This window comes from Flavobacterium collinsii (genome assembly GCF_946903285.1).
GTDB classification, from domain to species: domain Bacteria; phylum Bacteroidota; class Bacteroidia; order Flavobacteriales; family Flavobacteriaceae; genus Flavobacterium; species Flavobacterium collinsii.
On the sequence record NZ_OX336425.1, the window covers coordinates 2,075,427 to 2,098,249 of the forward strand.

The following is a 22,823-nucleotide window of genomic DNA, read 5'->3' on the forward strand; positions in this document are numbered from 1 at the left end:
TAAAAAAAGTAAGTTTTTAAATGTAAAAAAGTAATTTAGTTTTTTGTAATAACCCCGTCATATATTTATTAATAATGAAAAAAATATTTTTTACAATTTTTATTCTGATTCAAAGTGTAATACATTCTCAAAGTTTTGATTTGAGAAATTTGACAATGAATAGTGATTTAATCCTTTTTGTTGAATATTCAGATTTTGATTACGGAAATAAGTATATTAATGACCATTTTAAAGCCGGATATATTAAGGTTAATAATTATGAGGAAATCATAAAAAATGACTCTAATATTAAATTTATAGATAAAGAAATTTTTTGCCCTCAAGGTGAAAATGATTATTATGATAGCGATATGATGAATGGAGGATCCTGCGGTTTGGGAGAGATCTTGGATGCTAACAGAAAATATTATTGTATTCTATTCTTTAAAAAAGAAAAAAAGAAACTGACACTATTGGCGAATCTTTCGAAAAGTGATTCTGACTGGAAAAGTATAATTGAGAAAATAAAAGACGTAAAAGAAATTGAAAATTTAAAATCGCCAGAAGAACGTTATGGAAAAAGTATTGACTATTATTTGAAGTATGATGATTTGCCTAGGTATGACTTTATAAATTATTATAGACAAGTAAAAGTTTTAAAATCAGATACTTTAGTCTTAACCGAGAAACAATTAATCTTGGCGAAAGATAATTTTTTGAAGGGAAATGAAAGCTATTATGAACTGATTTCAAAAAAATTCCCCAAAGAAGTAAGACAATTTTATATTAATAAAATGAAGGTCATACTAAGTAAAAATGAAGACGACGCGTATTTTAGTCCCTATGATTTTACTGAGGCATATGAAAGGGCTACAAATACAGGCTATATGGATAATAGTGTAATGGGAAAGCAAAAAGAAAAATTAACTAATGAAACAACTCTTGAGGAAAGAATAGTAATTATGCAAGCTTTAATTCAAAATGCTGAACAAGAAGATTAGCCAATAATAGTACTATTAATGAAAAATAAACTTCTCTTAATTCTATTTGTTTTTGTGACAATCATGAAGGCACAAAAGAAAGTTACGGACATCACAAACTACGATTATTGCCAAGTTAACAGCAGCACGCTTTATTTTTATAAAATTGAAAAAAAAGGGTTTACTCAAAGTCGTGGCAATTTTTTTCATAGTAATATCTTCAGTATTTATGCTACAGAAAAAGTGGATGCTATAGGCAAAGAATATTATGGCAGTATGGATGCGATAAAACTTTCTGAATTGGATAGTGATTTTGATTTGTTAAAAGAGTTTAGAGGGAAAGTTTACTTTGTAGATCAGCCTCATTTGAAACAATTTTATTTCTTGAAAAATGATAGTGTTTTGGTTAGTAGAGTAATAAGAAAGAAAAATGTTTGGGAGTTAGAAAGTCAAAAAGAAGGTGAAATACATAAGATGGTCATGGCCAATAATAAAATTATTTATTGGTGTCCCTATCTAGGTTTGATTTATAAAAAAGATAACGAGATAAAAACAAGTTTTCTGGATTTGCAAAGTGAGTATAATACTTATGGTCTTGAGTTTTCTATAAAGGATAAAAATGCTGTTAATATGGAAACAGGATATTTTGAAATTGGAAAACATACTCTTAAAATAAAAAAAGACAACAATTATGCGGTTTTTAAAGGCAATCAAAAGATTTTGGATGACTTGCCATTAAAGTATTACAATAACAAACATTTTGTTACGATCGATGATAAGGCTGTAAAATTCTACAATTCTGATTTTGTATTAGACAGCACTTTTACCTATCGTGACATTTATCAAGGATCCAGGAATATAGAGATTTTGACAGAAAACAAAATTAAAAAAATTGACACTCGTCTTTTTACCCCTACATTTTACAATGACCAATTTTTTGGCTGTGGAACTGTTACAAGACATATATTAAGTATAAAACGGAACAGAATTAGAGAAATTATTGATGCAGAAATTACTAGTGGTTACACATCGCCGCCTAAAAATATTTTTATTGACTCTAAAATAAAATTTGATTCCCTGCTTTTTATAAGCCGAGGAAAGACTATGGAGTATTCTGTGAATGGTGGTTTTGATGATCGAGTGATATTAATAAAAAATAAAAAGGAAGGACTTTACACATTTAAACAACAAAACGATACTATCACTTTGAAGGAAATAGTACCTATAAAATACGATAAAATTTATTTATTAAATGGTTTTGTAATTTTAAAGAAAAACAATCAAATGGATTTTTATGATAAAGATTTTAAGGTAAATACCATGCGTTTTACTACTATTGATTTTTTTAGTTATAGCTATCTAAGATATAAAAAAAAGAATCATACCGGAGGCTGGATGAATAAAAAAGGAATTTTGTTTGATGATTTATGAAAAAGTAAGCATATCTATTTTGGCACAATGATAAATTTAATTATTTAAACGGATTCCTTTCCTGCCAATCAGTTTTAGGTTCCAGATAATTGAATAATTTCGCTATGTTATGATTGATTAAAGTATTGCTGTGTGTAATTAATCCGTACATTTTAACAGGCTTTGCTCCAACAGAACTTTTAATTTCGAGGGCTGTTCTGGCAAATACAATGGTTTTGAAACCGTGATTGATAGAATAAGCAATCATGTCATAAAGCATGTTGAGGTACAGCATTTTTTCGCGTTGGATCGTTTCGTCATAACCTAAAAAATAAGTATCCATTGCATTTCCATTTCGAATCAGAGTATTGAATCCAATTAGCTTTTCTTCTAAAAAGTAACCATAAAACAAAAAATTATCTTTCATAATCTCTTTAAAAAAGCTGAAGTGATTTCGGGCTAAGAAAAAGGTATTAAAAGGAGCATTCTTCGCCACATGGAAATATAAATCGTAGATCACATCTTCATATTTCTGGATGTCGGCTAAAGACATTTTTCGTTTTTCAATTCCGTCCGCTTTTTTTCGGGCCCGTTTGTATTGATCGCGATATTTTTTTGACAGCGCATCAATATAATTTTGTTCAGAGGTCCATTCTTTGGGGATCTCAAAAATCATATTGGGTTGGGTCGAAAAGGTGTAATTGTTTTTAAATTCGGTCTGTAAAGGTATAATTTCGGTTGCGGTAAAATCTTTTATGCTTGTAATGTGAACCTTTTTTCCATTTTCTTTCAGGTTTTTTTTGAGCTGATTAATAGCTTTGTGTAATGTTTTAAAGGCTATTGATAATTTTATATCTGAAGTAAATACAAACGCATTTTGCCCTGTGAGCATATTGTTTCCGACAAATAATACATGTGAAGCAAAATTTTTAAAAGCAAAATTGCGTACAGAAGTTTTTAAACATTGATCGCGTTCGCCAAATGAGTCTAATTTTTCGGCAAACAAAAACTGAGTTAAAACAATTCCTGCCAGTTTGTTGTCGTTGAAAATTCCGATAAAATGACATATCATATTTACCGGACAGGAGTTTTCCAGTACTTCAAGATATTCTTTGGTTAGAAAAATATTATCTACAGCCAGAGAATTCCATTCTGAGGGCAGTAGTGATGTGCTGTTGTATATTTCGAAAGAATAGGTTGTAGTCAAAAGAGTGAGCTAATTTCTTCAAAATTAGATAATATTTATAAGAACTCAATTGCTTTAAGTTATTATTAAGAAAACCCGTCTGAGTTTTAATTTCAAACGGGTTTGTATGTTGTTTTTTAGGCAAATGCACAGATGATTCCACCCATAAGAGTAAGTGAAACAGCCCAGAAACCAGCATGGATAAAGATGTATTTCCATGATTTTCTCTCAAATAAACCATTGATTCCAATCACTGGAAAGGCAAAAAACAACGCCGACATGAATCCGTGAAGGGCACCATGTTTAAACGTACGGTATGCCAGTCCGTAATCATTCAGAAAAGCAGCATAAGAAGGTTTTGCACTGGCAACCAAAGGAGGTCCGCCTACCATTCCTAAAGCACCGGTTTGGTGAATGGTTAGTGACATTAGAATTACGGTAATCATTAAGGAGAAAAGATACGTAAGACCGAATATTTTGAGCATATTTCCTGTTCGGAGATCTTCTTCTGTGAGATTATTTTCTCTCATCCAGATCGTTCCAAACACTTTTGGGTTGTACCAGATAAAGCCAACGACCAGTGTTACGATTGCGGATAAAAACAATGCAATAGGGTTAAATTCCATAATATGAGGTTTTTAGGATTAGTTGTTCAAATTTAAACAAAAAATTACAAAAAATAGATTTTTAAGTAAAGTAGTAAAATTAGGATTAAATTAATATTTATCAACAGTTTATCGACATTATGTGCTTTATAACTGTGAAATGTATAATTTTATACCATCAATAAAACCCCAATTTTGTGATGAAAAGCTTAGCCACATTTTTTTTAGCTTTTATTTTTTCTCTGAATATTTTTGCTGATACGGTTTCAGATAAAGAGAAAGAAGCGCTTATCAAATTGTATGATGCGACAAAGGGTTCGGAGTGGAAAGTAAAGTGGGATTTGTCACTATCAGTGGCAACCTGGCATGGGGTGATTGTCGAGAATGGTAAAGTTGTCGGGCTCCATTTAGCTGCTAATAATTTACAGGGAAATCTGCCTGTTGAATTGTTTGCACTGGTTAATTTAGTCACGATCGATTTGCACGATAATAAAATTCAGGGAGAGCTTCCTTTAGAGATAGGAAAATTGAACCAATTAGAGACTCTGGCATTATTCAACAATGAAATTCAGGGACAGTTACCGGGCTCAATTTATACCATAACGACTTTAAAAGTTTTACTTTTAAATCAGAACAAGCTGACAGGCAGTTTAAGCAAAGATGTGGTCAACTTTAGCGCTTTGCAAAACCTGAGTTTGTTTGATAATAATTTTGAAGGAGAAATTCCAAATGAATTGGAAAAATTACATCATTTGTCTGAATTGAATCTTTCGTATAATAAATTTAAAGGAGGCGTTTCGAAAAATCTGATTTTGTTGGACGCTCTAAATATGACGATGTTTGATGAAGAGGGGAATCCTTTTTTATTAGAAATCGCCACTAAAAAAGAAACTACAATGGTTACCCGAAATTAATCGTGCTTATGAATGAATTTTACACTCGTTAAAAAGTTGATTAAATATATTTAGTTAATTGTTTAAAAGCCGTAATTCGTTACGGCTTTTTTACGCCTGAAATTTACCTTTTACCGATAGAAAAAATAACATTTTTTTTAGTCCATTGTTTTTTTTTCATAACTTTAATTCTTCAATTTGCAGAAGAAAAAAAATCAGAGTACAATAAGATAATCTAACCTCTTTAATAATAAAATTATGGTAGTACAGTATCAGGGAGAACAACACGGAAAAGCGACAACATTTACAATAAGAATCATAGGAAACAATTTATCTAAAAGTAGTTCGAATTACCAGATTGATTTATTGGTTGGGGACAAACAATTGCCAACTTTTACAACGGGAATTCATCAGAGCTTGTCCAATTGTTTAAAAGAGATCTATTTGTTCAGAAAGCACAATGGTATTATATTTCAGCCTTCGTCAGAAAAAGTAGCGCCGCTTTTAGTTCCTTATGATCAGGTTTTATACAATTATAATAAATATGCTTTGTTTATGGCTTAGGCCGAAGTTTGTTTATCGCAAAATATTTAGAAAGACTGTCTTTAGGGCAGTTTTTTTTGTTTTAAAATGCGGCTTTTGAATTAAAGTTTTTATATTTTTTTCTTTTGGGTATTTCTGTTTCATAAATTTTATTATGTTTGCTAAATCGATTTAGCAACACTCAGAACCCTTTTGTTTATGAAGAAAATTCTTTTAACCTGCTTTTTTATTATTGTTTCGAATGCATGGATCAATGCTCAGGAACTGAAGTCTCCTGATGGGAACTTGATATTGACATTCAATTTAAATACAGAGGGTGCTCCGATTTATGCTCTAGCCTATAAGAAAAAAGAAGTCATAAAAGAAAGCAGATTGGGTTTTATTTTAAAGTCGGATATCAAAATGAATAAAGGTTTTCAGATTGCAGGAACAAAAAAACAATCAGAAGACAGTTCTTGGAAACCAGTACTAGGAGAGCAGAAAGAAATTAGAAATCAGTACAATGAATTGAAAGCTGATTTGATACAGGAAAAGAGCAAACGAAAGATATCCATTTATTTCCGTCTCTTCAATGATGGTTTGGGATTTCGATATGAGTTTCCGGTACAGGATAATCTGCGTCATTTTGTGATTCAGGAAGAAACTACCGAGTTTAATTTAACGGGAGATCATAAGCTTTTTTGGATTCCGGGGGATTATGATACAAACGAGTACAGTTATACCACTTCAAAAATTTCGGAGATGCAATCTTTGATGTACAATGCTGCTCACGTTTCGATGGCAGCACAAACAACGATTAAAAATCTGGCTACGCAAACGCCTTTGATGATGAAGACTAATGACGGACTTTATATTAATATTCATGAAGCAGCTTTAAAAAATTATCCGGCAATGTGTCTTAATGTTGATGATAAGGCTTATTCGCTGAGTTCACATTTGGTTCCAGACGCTGTAGGGAATAAAGGATATCTTCAAACCGGAAGTTTTACGCCCTGGAGAACGATTGTGGTGAGTGATGATGCGCGAAATATTCTGGCTTCAAAAATGATTTTAAATCTGAATGAGCCATGTGCATTTGATGATACCTCATGGATTAAACCAGTAAAATACATTGGAGTTTGGTGGGAATATTTTACCGGAGGAGGATCTACCTGGGCGTATTCGGATGATCAGGATGTGGTGATTGGTACGACTGATTTTTCTAAATTGAAACCCAATGCAACACATGGGGCCAATACAAAACACGTAAAAGATTATATAGATTTTGCTGCTACAAATGGTTTTGATGCCGTCCTGGTAGAAGGTTGGAATGAAGGATGGGAAGATAATACCGCTTTTAAAAAAGAGCGTATTTATAGTTTTACCAAAGCGTATCCCGATTTTGATGTAAAAGATTTGAGTTTATATGCGAACCAAAAAGGAGTGAAAATCATCATGCATCATGAAACGACTTCTTCAACTGCAGAATACGAACGACAATTGCATGATGCCCTAAGTTTCATGGTTGATAATAAGTACAATGCTGTAAAGACGGGTTATGTAGGGCCAATTATTCCCAGAGGAGAACATCATGACGGACAGCAAATGGTCAACCATTATACCTATGTAGCAAAAGAGGCAGCAAAGCATAAAATCATGGTAGATTCCCATGAAGCAGTTCGCCCGACCGGATTGCATCGTACCTATCCCAACTGGTTTGCCCAGGAATCAGCCCGCGGAACTGAGTTTGAGGCTATGGAAGGAATTCACCCGGACCATACTACAATCTTGCCGTTTACACGACTTATGGGAGGTCCGATGGATTATACACCGGGAATTTTCCAGGGAGATTTATCGGTATACGGATCAAAGAAAAACAAACTGAGTACCACATTAACAAAGCAGCTGGCTCTTTATGTGACCATGTACAGTCCGTTACAGATGGCGGCCGACTTACCTGAAAACTATATGCGTTTCAAGGATGCTTTTCAGTTTATAAAAGAGGTCGCATTAGACTGGGATGAAAGTTACATTCTCGAAGCAGAACCGGGCGATTATATAACAATAGCCAGAAAAACCAAAGGAAAAGAAGAATGGTTTGTAGGCGGAATCACAGATGAAAATCCGCGCACCGCTTTGATTGATTTTAGCTTTTTGCCTGCTGGTAAATCCTATAGTGCAACGATTTATGAGGACGGAAAAACGGCAGATTATAAAACCAATCCGCAATCTTATAACATTCGTAAAGTGACAGTAAACAGTAAAACGAAACTAAAGCAAAAACTGGCTTCCAGTGGTGGAGTTGCTATTTCTATTAAGTAAGAAGTAAGAAGTAAGAAGTAAGAAGTAAGAAGTAAGAAGTAAGAAGTAAGAAGTAAGAAGTGAAAAGTGGTACTCGGATTCCACAGATTCGCTAAAGCGAAAACGCGGATTAACTGATTTAAAAAACAGCTAAAAAAAAATCTGCATTATCTGCCTAATCTGCGAGAGAAAAAATTTAGGCATAGAATAAAAAAAACTTCCAATCCGTGGCAAAAAAAAATAATAAATAACCAGAGGACGAGACCAATCCGTTCCTCTCAATGACATAAAAAATGAGCATGAAAATTTATCCTTTACAATTTGAACCTATCCTAAAAGAAAGAATCTGGGGAGGTGAAAAACTAAAAACAATTCTGAATAAACCCATCACATCAAAAATTACAGGAGAAAGCTGGGAGTTGTCTACCGTAGAAGGAGATGTAAGCATTGTTGCTAACGGAGCATTAAAAGGGCAATCGTTAACCGATCTAATTGACCAATCACCAAATAAAATTTTAGGAACAGCAGTTTACGAACGATTTGGAAATCAGTTTCCTTTGTTGTTTAAATACCTGGACGCAAGAGAAGATTTGTCAATACAAGTGCATCCGAATGATCAATTGGCCAAAGAACGTCATAATTCTTTTGGTAAAACCGAAATGTGGTATGTGATGCAGGCGGATGTCGATGCAAGAATTATTGTTGGTTTTAAAGAAGATTCAAGCAAAGAAGAATATCTGGAGAATCTTAACAATAAAACACTAGTTTCGATTCTGGATGATGTAAAAGCCAAAGCCGGTGATGTTTTCTTTTTGGAAACGGGAACTGTTCACGCGATAGGTGCAGGACTGGTTGTGGCGGAAATTCAACAGACATCAGACATAACGTACCGTTTGTATGATTTTGACCGCACAGATGCTCAGGGGAATAAAAGAGAATTACATGTTGATCTGGCATTGGATGCGATCAATTATAAGAAAGTCAATACGCAAAAAAAATATGAAACTGCCGTAAACAGATCAAATGTGATGGTAGATTGCCCTTATTTTACCACCAACTTTCTTCCGCTTGACGGAACATTGGAAATAAGTAAAAAAGGAACAAGTTTTACCGTTTATATGTGTACCGAAGGCAATTTTGAAATTCGCTATGAAAATGTAAATTATCAGTACAAACAAGGTGATACCGTTCTGATTCCGGCAGGAATGCACAGTTACGCCATAAAAGGGAAAGCTTCAATTTTAGAAGTATACATCTCGTAAAGAAAGTCAAGAGAAATATTTTTGTCACGTTACAGGTTTTTAAATAGACTCATCAAGACTTTATCGTTTTGAAAAATAGAGAATTGAAGAGAATTCATATTAAAACAATAGCGATTTTCAGGAAGTAGAAAAAATGATTAATGGAGAAAATACCTGTAAATACTGATGATTATATGTTTAATTAACTTTAAAATAATGATTTGTATAAAAAAAATATTTACAAAATCGTTTTAGTAACTCTTTTTATATATATTTGTGATATAATTAATAACTGCTTAATAAAAAATTAGCTTATTTGATGAAAAAGATTACTATTAAGGATATTGCTACAGAGGCTCAGGTATCCATATCTACTGTATCTTTTGTCATCAACGGTAAAGGGGAGAAAATGGGCATTAGTCCGGCGGTAATCAAAAAGGTACAGGAAGTGGCCGAAAAGCTCAATTACAGGCCAAGTATGATTGCGACCAGCCTTAGAACCGGGAAAACCAGATCTATTGGACTTATAGTCGAAGATATCTCGAATCAGTTCTTTGCAGATCTTGCCAGAGTTATAGAAGATGAAGCTAAGAGCATTGATTACAGAGTTTTTTATTGCAGTACAGGAGGAGATGACGGACGTTCTGAAGAATTAATACATAGTTTGTTGCAGGCAAATGTAGACGGCTTTATTGTGACGCCAACGCAGAATTTAGAAAATAGTATTGACCTTCTTTTAAAGTTAAAAAAACCGGTAGTATTAATCGACAGGTATTTTCCGGGACAAAGAGTGAGTCATGTGGTGATGGACAATTATGAAGCCTCCAATTCGGCTGCAAAATTTCTGATCAGTAAAGGACGCAAAAATATTGCGGTGGTAAATAATACATCCGAGATGATTCAGATGAAGCTTCGTGAGGATGGATACAGAGATGCTTTGAAGGAAGCAGAAATGTACAACCCGTCACTTGTTCTCCACATGGATTACCATACGAATGAAGAAACAAGAATCGCCGGAATAATTGGTTTTTTTGAGAAAAACCCTGAGATTGATGCCGTTTTGTTTTTAGCAAATTACATGGGACTTGCAGGACTTCAGGCTTTTAGAAGAATGGGAGTTAAGATTCCGGAAGACATTTCGGTTATTAGTTTTGACGACCACGACAGTTTTAAATTGCATACACCGACTATAACTGTTATTGCACAGCCCATAGAAGATATCGCTGTGAAATCCATCCAGTTGTTAATGAGTCAGATGACTGATATGGAAAAATTTGAAATAGAAAAAAGTCTTAAAAAAGGAAAATTGATTGTTAGAGAATCGGTTTAAAATTTTGAGAAAAAAAATAAAAAAGAAAAGAAACGGTTCGTTTTTTTTTAACCGTTTTACTAAATCGTTTTAGTAAATTTTAGATCAATTAAATTGGAAATGAGTTATGTTTCTGATCAGTTTACGATATCGATTTCTTAAAAGAGTGCTTATAAACATGACTATAAATAAGGCCGGGATATTTATAAGGTGCAAACCTTATAAGTATCCTAATTAAAAAGGAGTTCAAAATTTTTATTAATTATTTAAAACAATCAAATTTAAAACAATCACAAAAATCAAAACAAACAAATAACCAAAAAAAAATGCTTATGAAACGAATATTGGCAGTGTTAGGAATGGTGTTGTTAAGCAGCTTAGGAGCTGTGGCGCAAAACCGATTGATAACAGGCATAGTGGCTGATGCAGAGAACAAGGGAATTGTTGCTGCATCGATTGAGGTTCAGGGAAAACCGTTTAGTGCAATTACTGATGCGGAAGGCCGATTTAAAATGAATGTTCCTGAAGGACCGGTTACTTTAAATGTATCTTCTATAGGTTTTACACCGCAGTCGATAGTATTGCAGCAAAACCAAAACAAAATTTCAGTGGTATTAGTAGAAAATACTCAGGAATTAAAAGATGTTGTAGTAACGTCATTTGGAGTTAAAAAACAAAAGAAAAGTTTAGGTTATGCAGTTGGAGAATTGAAAGGCGATGAACTGACAAAAAATAAGGAAATTAACTTAGGAAATGCTCTTCAGGGAAAAATTGCCGGAGTTAACGTTTCTGCGCCAGTTACAGGACCGGGAGGATCCAGCCGTGTAGTAATTCGTGGAGCAACTTCGGCTTCAGGATTGAACCAGCCGTTGTATGTTGTTGATGGTATTCCTATTGATAACAGCCAGCAAGGAAACGCAGGAATGTGGGGAGGTGCCGATAAAGGAGACGGTATGTCGTCTTTCAATCCTGATGATATCGCGTCTATGTCGGTATTAAAAGGTAGTGCGGCTTCTGCTCTTTACGGATACAGAGGATCAAACGGTGTAATCTTAATTACGACTAAAAAAGGAAAAACAGGAACAGGAATAGGAGTAGATTTTAGTACTAACGCTACATTTAACACGCCTGCAAGTTTATTAAGCTGGCAAGATAAATACGGAGCGGGAGCACCGGTAAACGGGGTGGCTACAAGATTTAATAACCTACAGGAACTTAGAGATTCTTACTATTTTGCGTGGGGAGACAAATACGATGGAACACCTTCTCTTGGTATTGACGGAACGACCAGACCTTATCAGGCTTACGGAAAAAATAACGTTGAAAATTTCTACAGAACCGGATTTTCTTCCAGTAATACTTTAGCAATTTCGGGAGGAAGCGAAACTACTAATTTCAGATTGTCTTTCGGAAACACCAAAGACGAATCTATTTTGCCGGGAACAAACTTTGGTAGAAATAACATTGCTTTAAGTTTAAATTCAGCAGTAAATAAAAAAATAAGCATCGAGACTAACGCTCAGTATATCACAGAGAAAAATCACAATAGACCTTATTTAAATGATTCGCCAAGAAACCCTTCTTTCCCAACCACTTTCCTGACACCGGGTACCGATATCAGATGGATTAGTAACGGTTTTGATGCAAATGGCGGAGAGGCAGATTATTTTGGAGCAAATGTTTATCATACAAACCCTTATTATGCAACACAATCTCCTTTAAATGATGATCTTAGAAAACGTTTTATTGGTTCTGCAAAGGTAAATTACAACATCACCGACAAAATTTACGCAAAAGGTGTTATTGGAGTAGATGATATTAATTATGAGTATACGGAGATTGAACCAACAGGAATTAACTATAATCCTGGAGGATCTTACGAGAACAGAATCGAAAACCGTTCAGAATACAATGCTTCGGCTTATTTAGGATATAAAGGCGATATCGCTAAAAACTTGTCATTAGATGCTTTCATTGGAGCTAACCGTCAACACAACAGGTTTAGCGGAATAAAAATGAAAGGGAATAACTTTATTGTTCCGTTCCAATATTTCTATGGAAATACACAACCGGCTCAAACAGAGAAATTATTTGGTGAAACCGAAGTAAACTCTCTTTTCTATTCAGCCGATTTAGGATACAAAGATTTCTTATATCTTAGTTTAACAGGTCGTGAAGACTGGTTCTCTACTTTAGATCCATCCAGCAACAGCACGTTTTACCCATCTGTAAGTTCAAGTTTTATTTACTCTGAAATAATCGATTTACCAAAATGGATGTCTTATGGAAAGTTAAGAGCAGGTTGGGGTAACGTAGGAGGTGGATTGCAGGAAGCTTATGCCTTATCTTTGAATTATACTGCACCAGATGGACAAACCGATGCTTTGGGACAACCAATTTTGGGTGTTAAAGGAGAAACAGTTCCGAACAAATTTTTAAAGCCTTATAACGTAACTACAATCGAGTTTGGTTTTGAAAATACCTTCTTCAATAACAGAGTAAGTACAGATTTGACTTTCTACAGCAAAAAAACGACAAATGATATTACGGATGCTGATATTTCTCAGTCTTCAGGTTACAGAACAACTAAGATTAATGTAGGAGAGATCCTGAACAAAGGGGTTGAATTTGCCATCAATGTAAAAGCAGTTAAAACACCAAGCTTCTCCTGGAGTGTAGGATATAATTTTGCTTATAACAATAGTGAGGTTCTTAATCTTTCAGACAAGATTACAACCAAATCATTGGAAGGAAACAGAGACGGAAGAGCTTCTGTGGTGTTAGAAAAAGGACAGCCTTTCGGAGTAATCAAAGCATATGACTATTTAAGAGATGCTAACGGAAATATAGTAATCGACACTAATGGTAAATTCCTGAGAGGAAACCTGATTATTGCAGGACAAGGTGTTGCACCAACTTCAATGGGACTTTCAAATGACTTCCAGTACAAAAACTTTACACTTTCCGTTTTTGTGGATGCTAAATTTGGAGGAGAGATTTATTCTGCGACCAACCAGTTAGGAACCCGCTACGGATTAACGGAAGAAACAGTTTCTGGCCGTGAAGGTGGAGTTGCAGTAAAAGGAACAGATGTTAACGGAAATGCAGTAAACACAACTGTTTCTGCTTATGATTATTGGAGAAGCTATAGCGATGTAACTTCAAATTTTGTGTACGATGCCGATTTTGTGAAACTAAGAGCCATTTCATTTAGCTATAATTTTCCAAAAACATATTTGTCAAAAACCCCATTCCAAGCGATCAGCTTAGCGTTTTCAGCACATAATTTATGGACGATTTACGACAAAGTTCCAAACATTGACCCGGAATCCAACTATTCTAATAGTAATGCGCAAGGTATGGAAAGAGCTTCTATGCCTTTGACCAGAAACTATGGAGTAACGCTTAATGTGAAATTTTAATAATCAAACCGAAAGATGAAAAATAAATATATAAAAATATTTTGTATCGCAATTGTGGGGGCAATGACATTGGCTTCATGCGATAAAGGATTCGAAGAGTTAAACAAGAATCCAAATGCTTTGCTTGATCCGGCTGTAAAATCAATGTTTACACTTGCCGAGATTTACGTTGACGGACAGGATTTTTCAAATACCAGAGGAAATAACCTGTATGCGGCACAAATCGTTCAGCAATTTTCTTCATTAGGAGGACCAGGTTCAAAATATAGTTATTCTCCGGAATACTCTGCGGCACTTTTTGGAGAGTCGTACGGTAAAGGATTGAATCAGATTTTTCAATTGATGTCGGTTGCAAAAGACGCACCGGAAAACTCAAATATGATTCAGGCTTGTAGAATCATGAAAGTGTTTATGTTTCAAAAATTGACAGATACTTACGGTGAAGTTCCTTATTTTGATGCAGGTAAAGGATACAATGGAAACGTTTTTGCTCCGAAATATGACACGCAGGAAGCTATCTACAATGATCTTTTAAAAGAATTAGACGAGGCAGGTGATGCTTTAGACGCTAATAAACCATTCGTAGGGAATGCCGATTTGTACTACCAAAGTAATGTAGCCAAATGGAAAAAACTGGCCAACTCTTTAATGTTGAGAGTAGCGATGCGTTTATCAAAAGTAAATCCTGCCAAAGCAAAACAATACGTAGAGAAAGCAGTATCGAAAGGAGTTTTTACTTCAAATGATGATAGTCTTGTTTTAAAACATGATTCAGGTCCGGTTGGGGTTAAAACCAATCCAATTACCTCTTCATGGGTTCAAAATGATCTGAACAAAGGAGAGGCGAATATTAAATTCAGTAAAACGTATATCGATGCGTTGAAAAACAATAACGATCCGCGTTTAAGAATCTATGCTAAACTGGAAGCTTCAGGAAACAACAATCCGGCAAGCCAGCAAGGTCTTGCAAACGATGCTAAAGAATTTCCGGGAGGAGACAAAAAGAAGTTCTCAGATCCGAACACTTCTACAGTATTACGCTTAGATGCTCCTACTTTAATTATGTCTTATGCTGAGGTTCAGTTTATATTGGCAGAAGCAGCAGTAAAAGGATGGAGTGTTGGAGGAAATGCACAAAAGTTTTATGAAGACGGTGTAAAAGCAGCTATGGAAGTGCTTACTATTTTTGGAGACAAAGTACCGGCAGTTACGCCTGCAGAATATACCGCTTATATTACTGCAAATCCATTTAAGGCAACAGGAACCGAAGCTCAGAAAATCGAACAGATTATCACTCAAAAATGGATTGTATTACTATTCAATGGTTTTGAAGCATTTTCAGAATACAGAAGAACAGGATATCCGGTTTTAGTTCCGGTAAATGATCCAACAGGAGAAACAAAAGGAACTATACCAAGAAGATTAATCTACGATCAGTCAGAATTGATTACCAATTCCGCTAATTATAAAGAAGCAATTGCTCGCCAGGGGTTGGATTTAATGACAACCAGAATCTGGTGGGACAAGCAATAGTTTTATGCGTTAGGTGAGTTAGTTGAGTTAAGCCGGGTAAGGATACCTGTACCTCCCGGCTTATTTTTTAATTTTCTGTTTGATTTTCACTAAATTAGAGGAGTTGTATCCGAAAAAGTTCCATAAATCTTAATCCCTTTTTTTCGCAAAAGAAATTAGCTTCTGCTGAAAAAGATGGAATTATCATCCAAAGAACATCACAATTAGGACAGACTTTTAGGAAATCGAAAATCAGAAATCGAGAGTTTAAAATCAACGATCTAAAATGAATTAAAGCTTGGCAGCCGTAAAAAAAGGAAATGATTTCAGAGTATTTTGTTAGTTACTTTTATTCCGTATTAAACCCTTAAGCGAGAAGGAAATAATTAAAAAATAATTATCCTTCTCCAACTGCCGGCGACAGCATTAAAAAAATACAATAATTTATTATTCAGCGAAAATGGAGTATACAAAAAGATTTTATTGGTTTGTCGGCGTTTGTCTCGCCAATTTTTCATTGGCGGCAAATGCCCAAAACAAAGATTTGAAAACCGGCTGGCAGTATCGGGAGACTAAAACTACCCAATGGTACCCTGCAACAGTTCCAGGAGAAATACATACCGATTTACTGAACAATAAAACCATACCGGATCCATTTTACCGGGATAATGAAAAAAAACTGACCTGGATTGAAAAGAAAGACTGGGAATATAAAACCACTTTCAAAGTAAGCGCGGAAACTTTAAAAAAGAAAAATACCGACCTCGTTTTTGACGGATTGGATACTTACGCCACCGTTTATCTGAACAATAAGCTGGTTTTAAAAGCGGATAATATGTTCCTGCAATGGCGTGTTGATGTAAAAAAGATATTAAAATCAGGAAACAACGATTTGGTTATTGTCTTCAAATCGGCACAAAATGTAGTCGATTCTCTGGCTAAGAAAGATTTACCGTTTGTAATTCCGGACAATCCGCGTGCGTATGTGCGTAAAGCGCAATATCATTTTGGATGGGATTGGGGACCAAAATTCACCACTTGTGGAATCTGGAAAACCCCTCGTTTAGAAGCTTATGATAAAAAAACTCCAGAGAAACCGTATGTGTTAGATCGTAAAATCGAATTGGTTCAGGAACCGGATAAGCTAGGTAAAACCTTTTATTTTAAAATAGATGGAAAACCGGTTTATATGAAAGGAGCTAATTACATTCCGTCAGATGCATTTCTTTCCAGAGTGACCAAAAAAGAATATGAAAAAGTAATCGGTATGGCCAAAGATGCCAATATGAATATGCTTCGCGTATGGGGAGGTGGTATTTATGAAGACGATTATTTCTACGATTTATGTGATAAAAATGGTATCTACGTTTGGCAGGATTTTATGTTTGCCGGAACAATGGTGCCGGGAGATGATGCTTTTTTTGCCAATGTAAAAAAAGAAGTTCAGTATCAGGTAAAACGTTTACGCCATCACAAGAGTATTGTTTTGTGGTGTGGAAATAACGAAATCGACGAAGCCTTTAAAGATTGGGGATGGCAAAAAAGCATGAAAATGCCCAAACAAGACTCTATTCGTTTATGGAAAGATTACGTTCGTTTGTTTCAGGACAGCATCCCAAAATGGGTAAAAGAAGTAGATGATAAACGACCATATATTAGTTCTTCACCATCATTCCATTGGTCAAAAGCAAAAAGTTTAACCGAAGGTGACAGCCATTATTGGGGAACCTGGTGGGGATTGGAAGATGTTGAAGCCGTACAAAATAAAACAGGACGTTTTGTGAGCGAATACGGAATGCAGGCGATGCCAAATTATTCGTCGATCGAAAGATTTACAAAAGCTGAAGATCGATATTTATATTCCGATATCTTACAGGCACATCAAAAAGCCGGAAAAGGATTCATGAAATTAGATTCGTATCTGAACCGATATTTCATAGATTCTACCAAAATAAAGAAAATGAATGTTGAGGATTATACTTACCTCACACAGTGTTTACAATATTATTCCCTTAAAAACATTATCGGAATCCATCGTTCAAAAGCACCTTACAATATGGGAACATTGGTTTGGCAGCTTAACGATTGTTGGCCGGTAGCAAGCTGGAGCGTTACCGATTATTACGACCGACAGCCTAAAGCAGCATGGTACGCCATGAAAGAAGCCTACCGTGATGACAAAACGCCGGAAATTGATTTAACCCGTCCGATCAATCTAAAATTGGAAGACCCAAAAATCACCTGGCAGGTAAAAGGAAATAAGGTGATTCTAAAAGCTTCGAAATTTGCCAAATACGTCAACATTTCGATAAAAGGATATACCGGAAAGTGGAGCGACAACTATTTCGATTTGAAAGAAGGAGAAGAGAAAACCATCACGTTTGAAGGTGCGATAGCAAAGCCGATTATTAGAGTTTATTCTCTATATGATGTTCTTAAAAGGTACTAAGTCTTCTAGGTACTAAGGTTCTGAGATGCTGAGGTTCTGAGATTTTTTAGTTACAAAGTTGCAAAGGTTCAAAGCGACAAAGGTTTTTAACAGAGGTGGAGTGCGTTTGCTTGGCGGACTTTGCGTAAATCTTTGCGGACTTTGCGGTTAAATTTTAGAAAAACAGCGGTGTAAATTTGTTTAATCAGTGTCATCCGTGGCCAATCAACACAAGTCAATAAAAAAATAATATGTTTACAAAATATAACAAAATAGCTTTTAGCGGCATTTTAGCTTTAAATCTATTTTTTGCCAATCCGGTTGTTTCACAGCAAAAGAAGGTAAAACAAACCAATTTAGATTATACTCAATATGTAAATCCGTTTATAGGTTCTGCGGGTCATGGACACGTATTTGTGGGAGCCAATGTTCCTTTTGGAGCAGTACAACTGGGGCCTGTAAATGTTTTTGAAGGCTGGGATTGGTGCAGCGGATACAACTATGCCAGCAACACCATTTTGGGTTTCACACATACCCATTTGAGCGGAACGGGAATTGGAGATCTCAATGATATCCTTTTATTGCCGGTATCCGGAAAAGTGCCGCTTACCAAAGGAACAAAAGAAGACATGACTACAGGTTATGGTTCTTATTTCTCTCATAAAAATGAAGTCAGCAAGGCCGGATATTACAGCGTTTTACTGGACAAATATAAAATTAAAGCAGAGCTGACAGCCAGCGAAAGAGTTGGTTTTCATAAGTATACTTTTAATTCCACTACGGATAATCATATTTTACTGGATCTTGCAGACGGAATTGGCTGGGACAAACCGGTTAAAACGTTTATCAAAAAAATTAATGAAACCACTCTTGTAGGCTATCGTTATTCTGCAGGTTGGGCTGCCGATCAGCGTATTTTTTTCACAATGGAATTTTCCGAGCCAATATCTAATATAGCATTGTATGACAGCACCACTGCAATTGCCGGAAACGAGGGAGAAGCCTTAAAAATGAAAGCGGTTTTAGATTTTAAAACATTAAAAAACAAACAGATATTAGTAAAAGTCGGAATATCTCCGGTAAGTTATGAGAATGCTTCGGCAAATATTAAAGCTGAGATTCCGGGTTGGAATTTTGAGGCCGTAGCCAAAGAAGCAACTTCAAAATGGAACAGAGAACTGAACAAAATTCAGATCAAAGCAGATGATAAAACCATGAAGGTATTTTACACTGCGATGTACCACACCATGTTTGCACCTTCCATCTTTAATGATGTCAACGGTGATTACAGAGGGACTGATAAAAAAGTGTACGAAAAAGCAAATTTTACCAACTATACCACCTTCTCACTTTGGGATACGTATCGCGGACTGCATCCGTTGTACACCCTTACACAGCCCGACAAAATCAATGATATTGTGAAGTCGTTCCTGGCCATTTATGAGCAGCAGGGAAGATTACCGGTTTGGCATTTAATGGGGAACGAAACCAATACCATGAATGGAAATCACTCCATAGCGGTTATCGTTGATGCTTACATGAAAGGATACAGAGGATATGATGTTGCATTGGCCTACGAAGCCATCAAAAAAACAGCGATGCAAACCCGCGACGGAATGGATTACGTACAAAAACTGGAATATATTCCTGCCGATAAAATGGTGGAATCTGTTGGAAATGCTTTAGAATATGCTATCGACGATTATTGCGTAGCCTTAATGGCAAAAGATCTGAACAAAACCGACGATTATAATTATTTCTCCAAAAGAGCCAATTTATACAAACTCTATTTCGACAAAGAAACTACGTTCATGAGAGGGAAGCTGACGGATGGAAATTGGAGAACACCATTCAATCCGCTTTCATCAGCACATCGTAAAGATGATTATGTAGAAGGAAATGCCTGGCAGTACACCTGGTTAGTTCCACAGGATCCTTATGGTTTGATTGATTTGTTTGGAAGTGAAGACAAATTTTTGGCCAAATTAGATTCTCTTTTCTTAATCACAGACAAAGTAGAAGGCGAGGAAATCTCTCCGGATATTAGCGGTTTAATTGGTCAGTATGCACAAGGAAACGAACCCAATCATCATATTCCTTACCTGTACGCTTACGCAGGACAGCCTTGGAAAACGGCAAAACTAATCCGTGAAATCGATGAGAAATTCTACTCGACGAAACCGGATGGGTTATGCGGAAACGAAGATTTGGGGCAAATGTCGGCCTGGTACGTTTTATCCTCCATGGGATTCTATTCGGTTAATCCGGCCAACGGAATTTATGTATTGGGAAGTCCGTTAGTGAATACAGCAACGATACATCATAAAGAAAGTATTTCGTTTACCCTGAAAGCAATCGATAATAGCAAAACAAATATTTATATCCAAAAAGCAGAGTACAACGGAAAACCTTACACAAAGTCATACATCACACACGATATGATCGTAAAAGGTGGAGAGTTGAAATTGTATATGGGAAGCAAACCGTCGATGACTTTTGGAGTGAAGAAAGAAGATAGACCGCTTTAGAATTGTAGATTTTAGATTGCAGATTTTAGAATAAAGAACAAAGAATAAAGAGTATAGATTTAAGAAATGTAGCGTGAGAAAAAATTGATCACAATGCACACCTCACATTTTACAATACACATTATTTGAAAATAAAGAGATTTTAGATTTTTAGAAGAGATCAGTTACTGTTTTTAGCTTAGAGCCTATAGCTTAAAGCCTAAAGCAAAAAAATAAAAACATGAAAATAAAGAGTTTAATTTTTTTAGGACTATTGCAATGCTTCGGTTTTGTCAATGCACAGACCAAAGCGATAGATGCCGTAGAGTATGTAAATCCGTTAATGGGGACGCAGTCCTTACATAGCCTTTCAAACGGGAACACCTATCCGGCGATTTGCAGACCCTGGGGTATGAATTTCTGGACACCGCAAACCGGAAAAATGGGTGACGGTTGGGCTTATATTTACACTGCCGAGAAGATTAGAGGATTCAAACAAACGCATCAACCTTCACCTTGGATGAACGATTACGGACAGTTTTCGATTATGCCGGTAACTGGTAAATTGGCTTTTACCGAAGACGAAAGAGCTAGCTGGTTCAGCCACAAAGCGGAGGTTTCAAAGCCCTATTATTATAACGTTTACCTGGCCGATTATGATGTAACTACAGAAATTACTACTACCGAAAGAGCGGCGCATTTCCAGATCACCTTTCCGGAAAATGAGCAGTCTTCTATCGTAATCGATGCTTTTGACAAAGGATCTTACATCAAAATAATTCCGTCTGAGAATAAAATCATTGGGTATACAACTCGTAATAGTGGTGGAGTTCCGGAGAATTTCAAAAACTATTTTGTACTGCAATTCGATAAGCCTTTTGCCACTACTGCTGCCTGGCATGATAAAGTTTTGGAAAAAGACAAACTCGAATTAAAAGACAATCATGTAGGTGCTGTTGTTGGGTTTAAAACTAAAAAAGGAGAAATCGTAAACGTAAAAGTTTCCTCTTCATTTATTAGTTTCGAACAGGCCGAATTGAATTTAAAGAACGAATTGGGTAACGCATCGTTTACCGAAACCGTAGCACAATCCAAACAGGAATGGAATAAAGTTTTAGGAAAATTAAATGCCGAAGGCGGAAGTGAAGAACAATTAAAAACATTCTATTCCTGCCTGTACCGCACCGTTTGTTTTCCACAAAAACAGTATGAGATCAATGCAAAAGGAGAGACTGTGCATTATAGTCCGTATAATGGAAAAGTATTGCCGGGTTATATGTATGCAGGAACAGGTTTTTGGGATACTTTCCGTGCCTTGTATCCTTTGTTAAATTTGGTTTATCCTTCGATCAATAAGGAAATGCAGGAAGGATTAATCAACGATTATAAAGAGGGAGGCTTTTTACCGGAATGGTCAAGCCCGGGATTCAGAGACGTGATGGTGGGAAACAATTCGGCCTCTGTAGTTTCAGATGCTTATATCAAAGGACTGCGCGGTTATGACATCAATAAATTGTATGAAGCCTTATTGCATGGCGCTAATAACGAAGGGCCTTTAGAAGCAGTAGGACGAAAAGGAGTATCCTATTACAATACTTTAGGATACGTTCCTTATGATGTGAAAATTAATGAAAATGCAGCAAGAACCTTAGAATATGCCTACGATGATTTTGCGATTTGGAAATTAGCGAAAGCACTAAACCGTCCTAAAAAAGAAATCAGTTTGTTCGAAAAAAGGATGATGAATTATAAGAATCTTTATAATCCTGAAATAGGATGGATGAGTGGTAGAAATAAAGATGGAAGTTTTCCGAAAAATTTTAATCCGCTAAAATGGGGAGATGCTTTTACAGAAGGTAATGCTTTGCATTACAGCTGGAGTGTATTTCATGATGTACAGGGTTTGATTGATTTAATGGGAGGACAGAAAAATTTCACAGCCAAATTAGACGCTGTTTTTACAACACCTCCGGTTTTTGATGACAGTTATTACGGAGCTGTTATTCATGAAATTCGCGAAATGCAAATTATGAATATGGGACAATATGCCCATGGTAATCAGCCGATTCAGCACATGATTTATTTGTACAACTATGCCGGAGAGCCTTGGAAAACACAATATTGGTCAAGAGAAGTGATGAACCGTTTGTACAAACCCACTCCGGATGGTTATTGCGGAGATGAGGATAACGGACAAACTTCGGCTTGGTATATTTTCTCGGCTATGGGATTCTACCCGGTTTGCCCGGGAACCGATGAGTATGTGCTTGGAGCGCCTTTGTTCAAGAAAATTACGTTGGAGCTCGAAAACGGAAAACAATTGGTCATCAATGCGCCAAACAATTCAGCAGACAACAAATACGTTCAGGAATTAAAATGGAATAACACCACTCATACCAAAAACTTCATCAACCATTTTGAAGTATTAAAAGGAGGTGAATTCAATTTTTATATGAGCAGTAAACCTAATTTACAAAGAGGAACTTCGGCAAGTGCCTATCCATATTCTTATTCAACTTCAAAATAAT

At 35.7% G+C, this 22,823-nt stretch carries 14 protein-coding genes; 12 read left to right on the top strand and 2 right to left on the bottom strand.

Features of this window, described 5'->3' with window-relative positions:
* Nucleotides 1-74: 74 nt before the first annotated feature.
* Together OGZ34_RS09130 and OGZ34_RS09135 are read left to right on the top strand one after the other, a co-directional pair.
* Nucleotides 75-980 carry a hypothetical protein gene (locus OGZ34_RS09130; protein ID WP_263362817.1) on the top strand — a complete coding sequence of 302 codons (906 nt, stop codon included), beginning with the start codon at nt 75-77 and terminating at the stop codon, nt 978-980.
* 18 nt (nt 981-998) lie between these two features.
* Nucleotides 999-2,390, top strand: a complete 1,392-nt coding sequence (locus OGZ34_RS09135; protein WP_263362818.1) for a hypothetical protein — start codon at nt 999-1,001, stop codon at nt 2,388-2,390.
* Nucleotides 2,391-2,430: 40 nt separating this feature from the next.
* On the opposite strand, the gene OGZ34_RS09140 is transcribed toward OGZ34_RS09135, so the two are convergent.
* The gene (locus tag OGZ34_RS09140; RefSeq protein WP_263362819.1) at nt 2,431-3,576 is read right to left on the bottom strand and encodes a GNAT family N-acetyltransferase; all 1,146 of its coding nucleotides are present in this window, start codon (nt 3,574-3,576) and stop codon (nt 2,431-2,433) included.
* A 116-nt stretch (nt 3,577-3,692) separates the two neighbouring features.
* Nucleotides 3,693-4,181, bottom strand: coding sequence for a DUF1761 domain-containing protein (locus tag OGZ34_RS09145; protein WP_173968418.1), 489 nt, complete (start codon nt 4,179-4,181; stop codon nt 3,693-3,695).
* A gap of 179 nt (nt 4,182-4,360) precedes the next feature.
* Here OGZ34_RS09145 and OGZ34_RS09150 point away from each other — a divergent pair, with 179 nt between their 5' ends.
* The 10 genes from OGZ34_RS09150 to OGZ34_RS09195 all read left to right on the top strand — a co-directional run bounded on the left by OGZ34_RS09150 (nt 4,361) and on the right by OGZ34_RS09195 (nt 22,822).
* The gene (locus OGZ34_RS09150; RefSeq protein ID WP_263362820.1) at nt 4,361-5,074 is read left to right on the top strand and encodes a leucine-rich repeat domain-containing protein; all 714 of its coding nucleotides are present in this window, start codon (nt 4,361-4,363) and stop codon (nt 5,072-5,074) included.
* Nucleotides 5,075-5,311: 237 nt separating this feature from the next.
* Entirely contained in the window at nt 5,312-5,617 is a 306-nt protein-coding gene (locus OGZ34_RS09155; protein WP_263362821.1) for a hypothetical protein, read from the top strand.
* A gap of 177 nt (nt 5,618-5,794) precedes the next feature.
* A complete protein-coding gene (locus OGZ34_RS09160; RefSeq protein ID WP_263362822.1) occupies nt 5,795-7,897 on the top strand; it encodes a glycoside hydrolase family 97 protein in 2,103 nt (700 codons plus the stop codon).
* Nucleotides 7,898-8,169: 272 nt separating this feature from the next.
* Nucleotides 8,170-9,138 carry a type I phosphomannose isomerase catalytic subunit gene (locus tag OGZ34_RS09165; RefSeq protein ID WP_263362823.1) on the top strand — a complete coding sequence of 323 codons (969 nt, stop codon included), beginning with the start codon at nt 8,170-8,172 and terminating at the stop codon, nt 9,136-9,138.
* Between the two features lie 298 nt (nt 9,139-9,436).
* Entirely contained in the window at nt 9,437-10,447 is a 1,011-nt protein-coding gene (locus OGZ34_RS09170; protein WP_173966061.1) for a LacI family DNA-binding transcriptional regulator, read from the top strand.
* Nucleotides 10,448-10,758: 311 nt separating this feature from the next.
* Nucleotides 10,759-13,848, top strand: a complete 3,090-nt coding sequence (locus tag OGZ34_RS09175) for a SusC/RagA family TonB-linked outer membrane protein (protein WP_263362824.1) — start codon at nt 10,759-10,761, stop codon at nt 13,846-13,848.
* Nucleotides 13,849-13,863: 15 nt separating this feature from the next.
* A complete protein-coding gene (locus OGZ34_RS09180) occupies nt 13,864-15,381 on the top strand; it encodes a SusD/RagB family nutrient-binding outer membrane lipoprotein (protein WP_263362825.1) in 1,518 nt (505 codons plus the stop codon).
* 439 nt (nt 15,382-15,820) lie between these two features.
* Complete coding sequence (locus OGZ34_RS09185; RefSeq protein WP_263362826.1) at nt 15,821-17,809, top strand: beta-mannosidase; 1,989 nt, start codon at nt 15,821-15,823, stop codon at nt 17,807-17,809.
* A gap of 230 nt (nt 17,810-18,039) precedes the next feature.
* Nucleotides 18,040-20,316, top strand: coding sequence for a GH92 family glycosyl hydrolase (locus OGZ34_RS09190; protein WP_263362827.1), 2,277 nt, complete (start codon nt 18,040-18,042; stop codon nt 20,314-20,316).
* Nucleotides 20,317-20,536: 220 nt separating this feature from the next.
* Entirely contained in the window at nt 20,537-22,822 is a 2,286-nt protein-coding gene (locus tag OGZ34_RS09195) for a GH92 family glycosyl hydrolase (protein ID WP_263362828.1), read from the top strand.
* Nucleotide 22,823 lies beyond the last annotated feature (1 nt).

Bases quoted from the DNA above. Each gene is read 5' to 3' on its own strand.
- OGZ34_RS09185 (WP_263362826.1), top strand. From the start codon at position 15,821: ATGGAGTATACAAAAAGATTTTATTGGTTTGTCGGCGTTTGTCTCGCC.
- OGZ34_RS09195 (WP_263362828.1), top strand. From the start codon at position 20,537: ATGAAAATAAAGAGTTTAATTTTTTTAGGACTATTGCAATGCTTCGGT.
- OGZ34_RS09145 (WP_173968418.1), bottom strand. From the start codon at position 4,181: ATGGAATTTAACCCTATTGCATTGTTTTTATCCGCAATCGTAACACTG.
- OGZ34_RS09150 (WP_263362820.1), top strand. From the start codon at position 4,361: ATGAAAAGCTTAGCCACATTTTTTTTAGCTTTTATTTTTTCTCTGAAT.
- OGZ34_RS09165 (WP_263362823.1), top strand. From the start codon at position 8,170: ATGAGCATGAAAATTTATCCTTTACAATTTGAACCTATCCTAAAAGAA.
- OGZ34_RS09160 (WP_263362822.1), top strand. From the start codon at position 5,795: ATGAAGAAAATTCTTTTAACCTGCTTTTTTATTATTGTTTCGAATGCA.
- OGZ34_RS09190 (WP_263362827.1), top strand. From the start codon at position 18,040: ATGTTTACAAAATATAACAAAATAGCTTTTAGCGGCATTTTAGCTTTA.
- OGZ34_RS09175 (WP_263362824.1), top strand. From the start codon at position 10,759: ATGAAACGAATATTGGCAGTGTTAGGAATGGTGTTGTTAAGCAGCTTA.
- OGZ34_RS09180 (WP_263362825.1), top strand. From the start codon at position 13,864: ATGAAAAATAAATATATAAAAATATTTTGTATCGCAATTGTGGGGGCA.
- OGZ34_RS09130 (WP_263362817.1), top strand. From the start codon at position 75: ATGAAAAAAATATTTTTTACAATTTTTATTCTGATTCAAAGTGTAATA.
- OGZ34_RS09155 (WP_263362821.1), top strand. From the start codon at position 5,312: ATGGTAGTACAGTATCAGGGAGAACAACACGGAAAAGCGACAACATTT.
- OGZ34_RS09135 (WP_263362818.1), top strand. From the start codon at position 999: ATGAAAAATAAACTTCTCTTAATTCTATTTGTTTTTGTGACAATCATG.
- OGZ34_RS09170 (WP_173966061.1), top strand. From the start codon at position 9,437: ATGAAAAAGATTACTATTAAGGATATTGCTACAGAGGCTCAGGTATCC.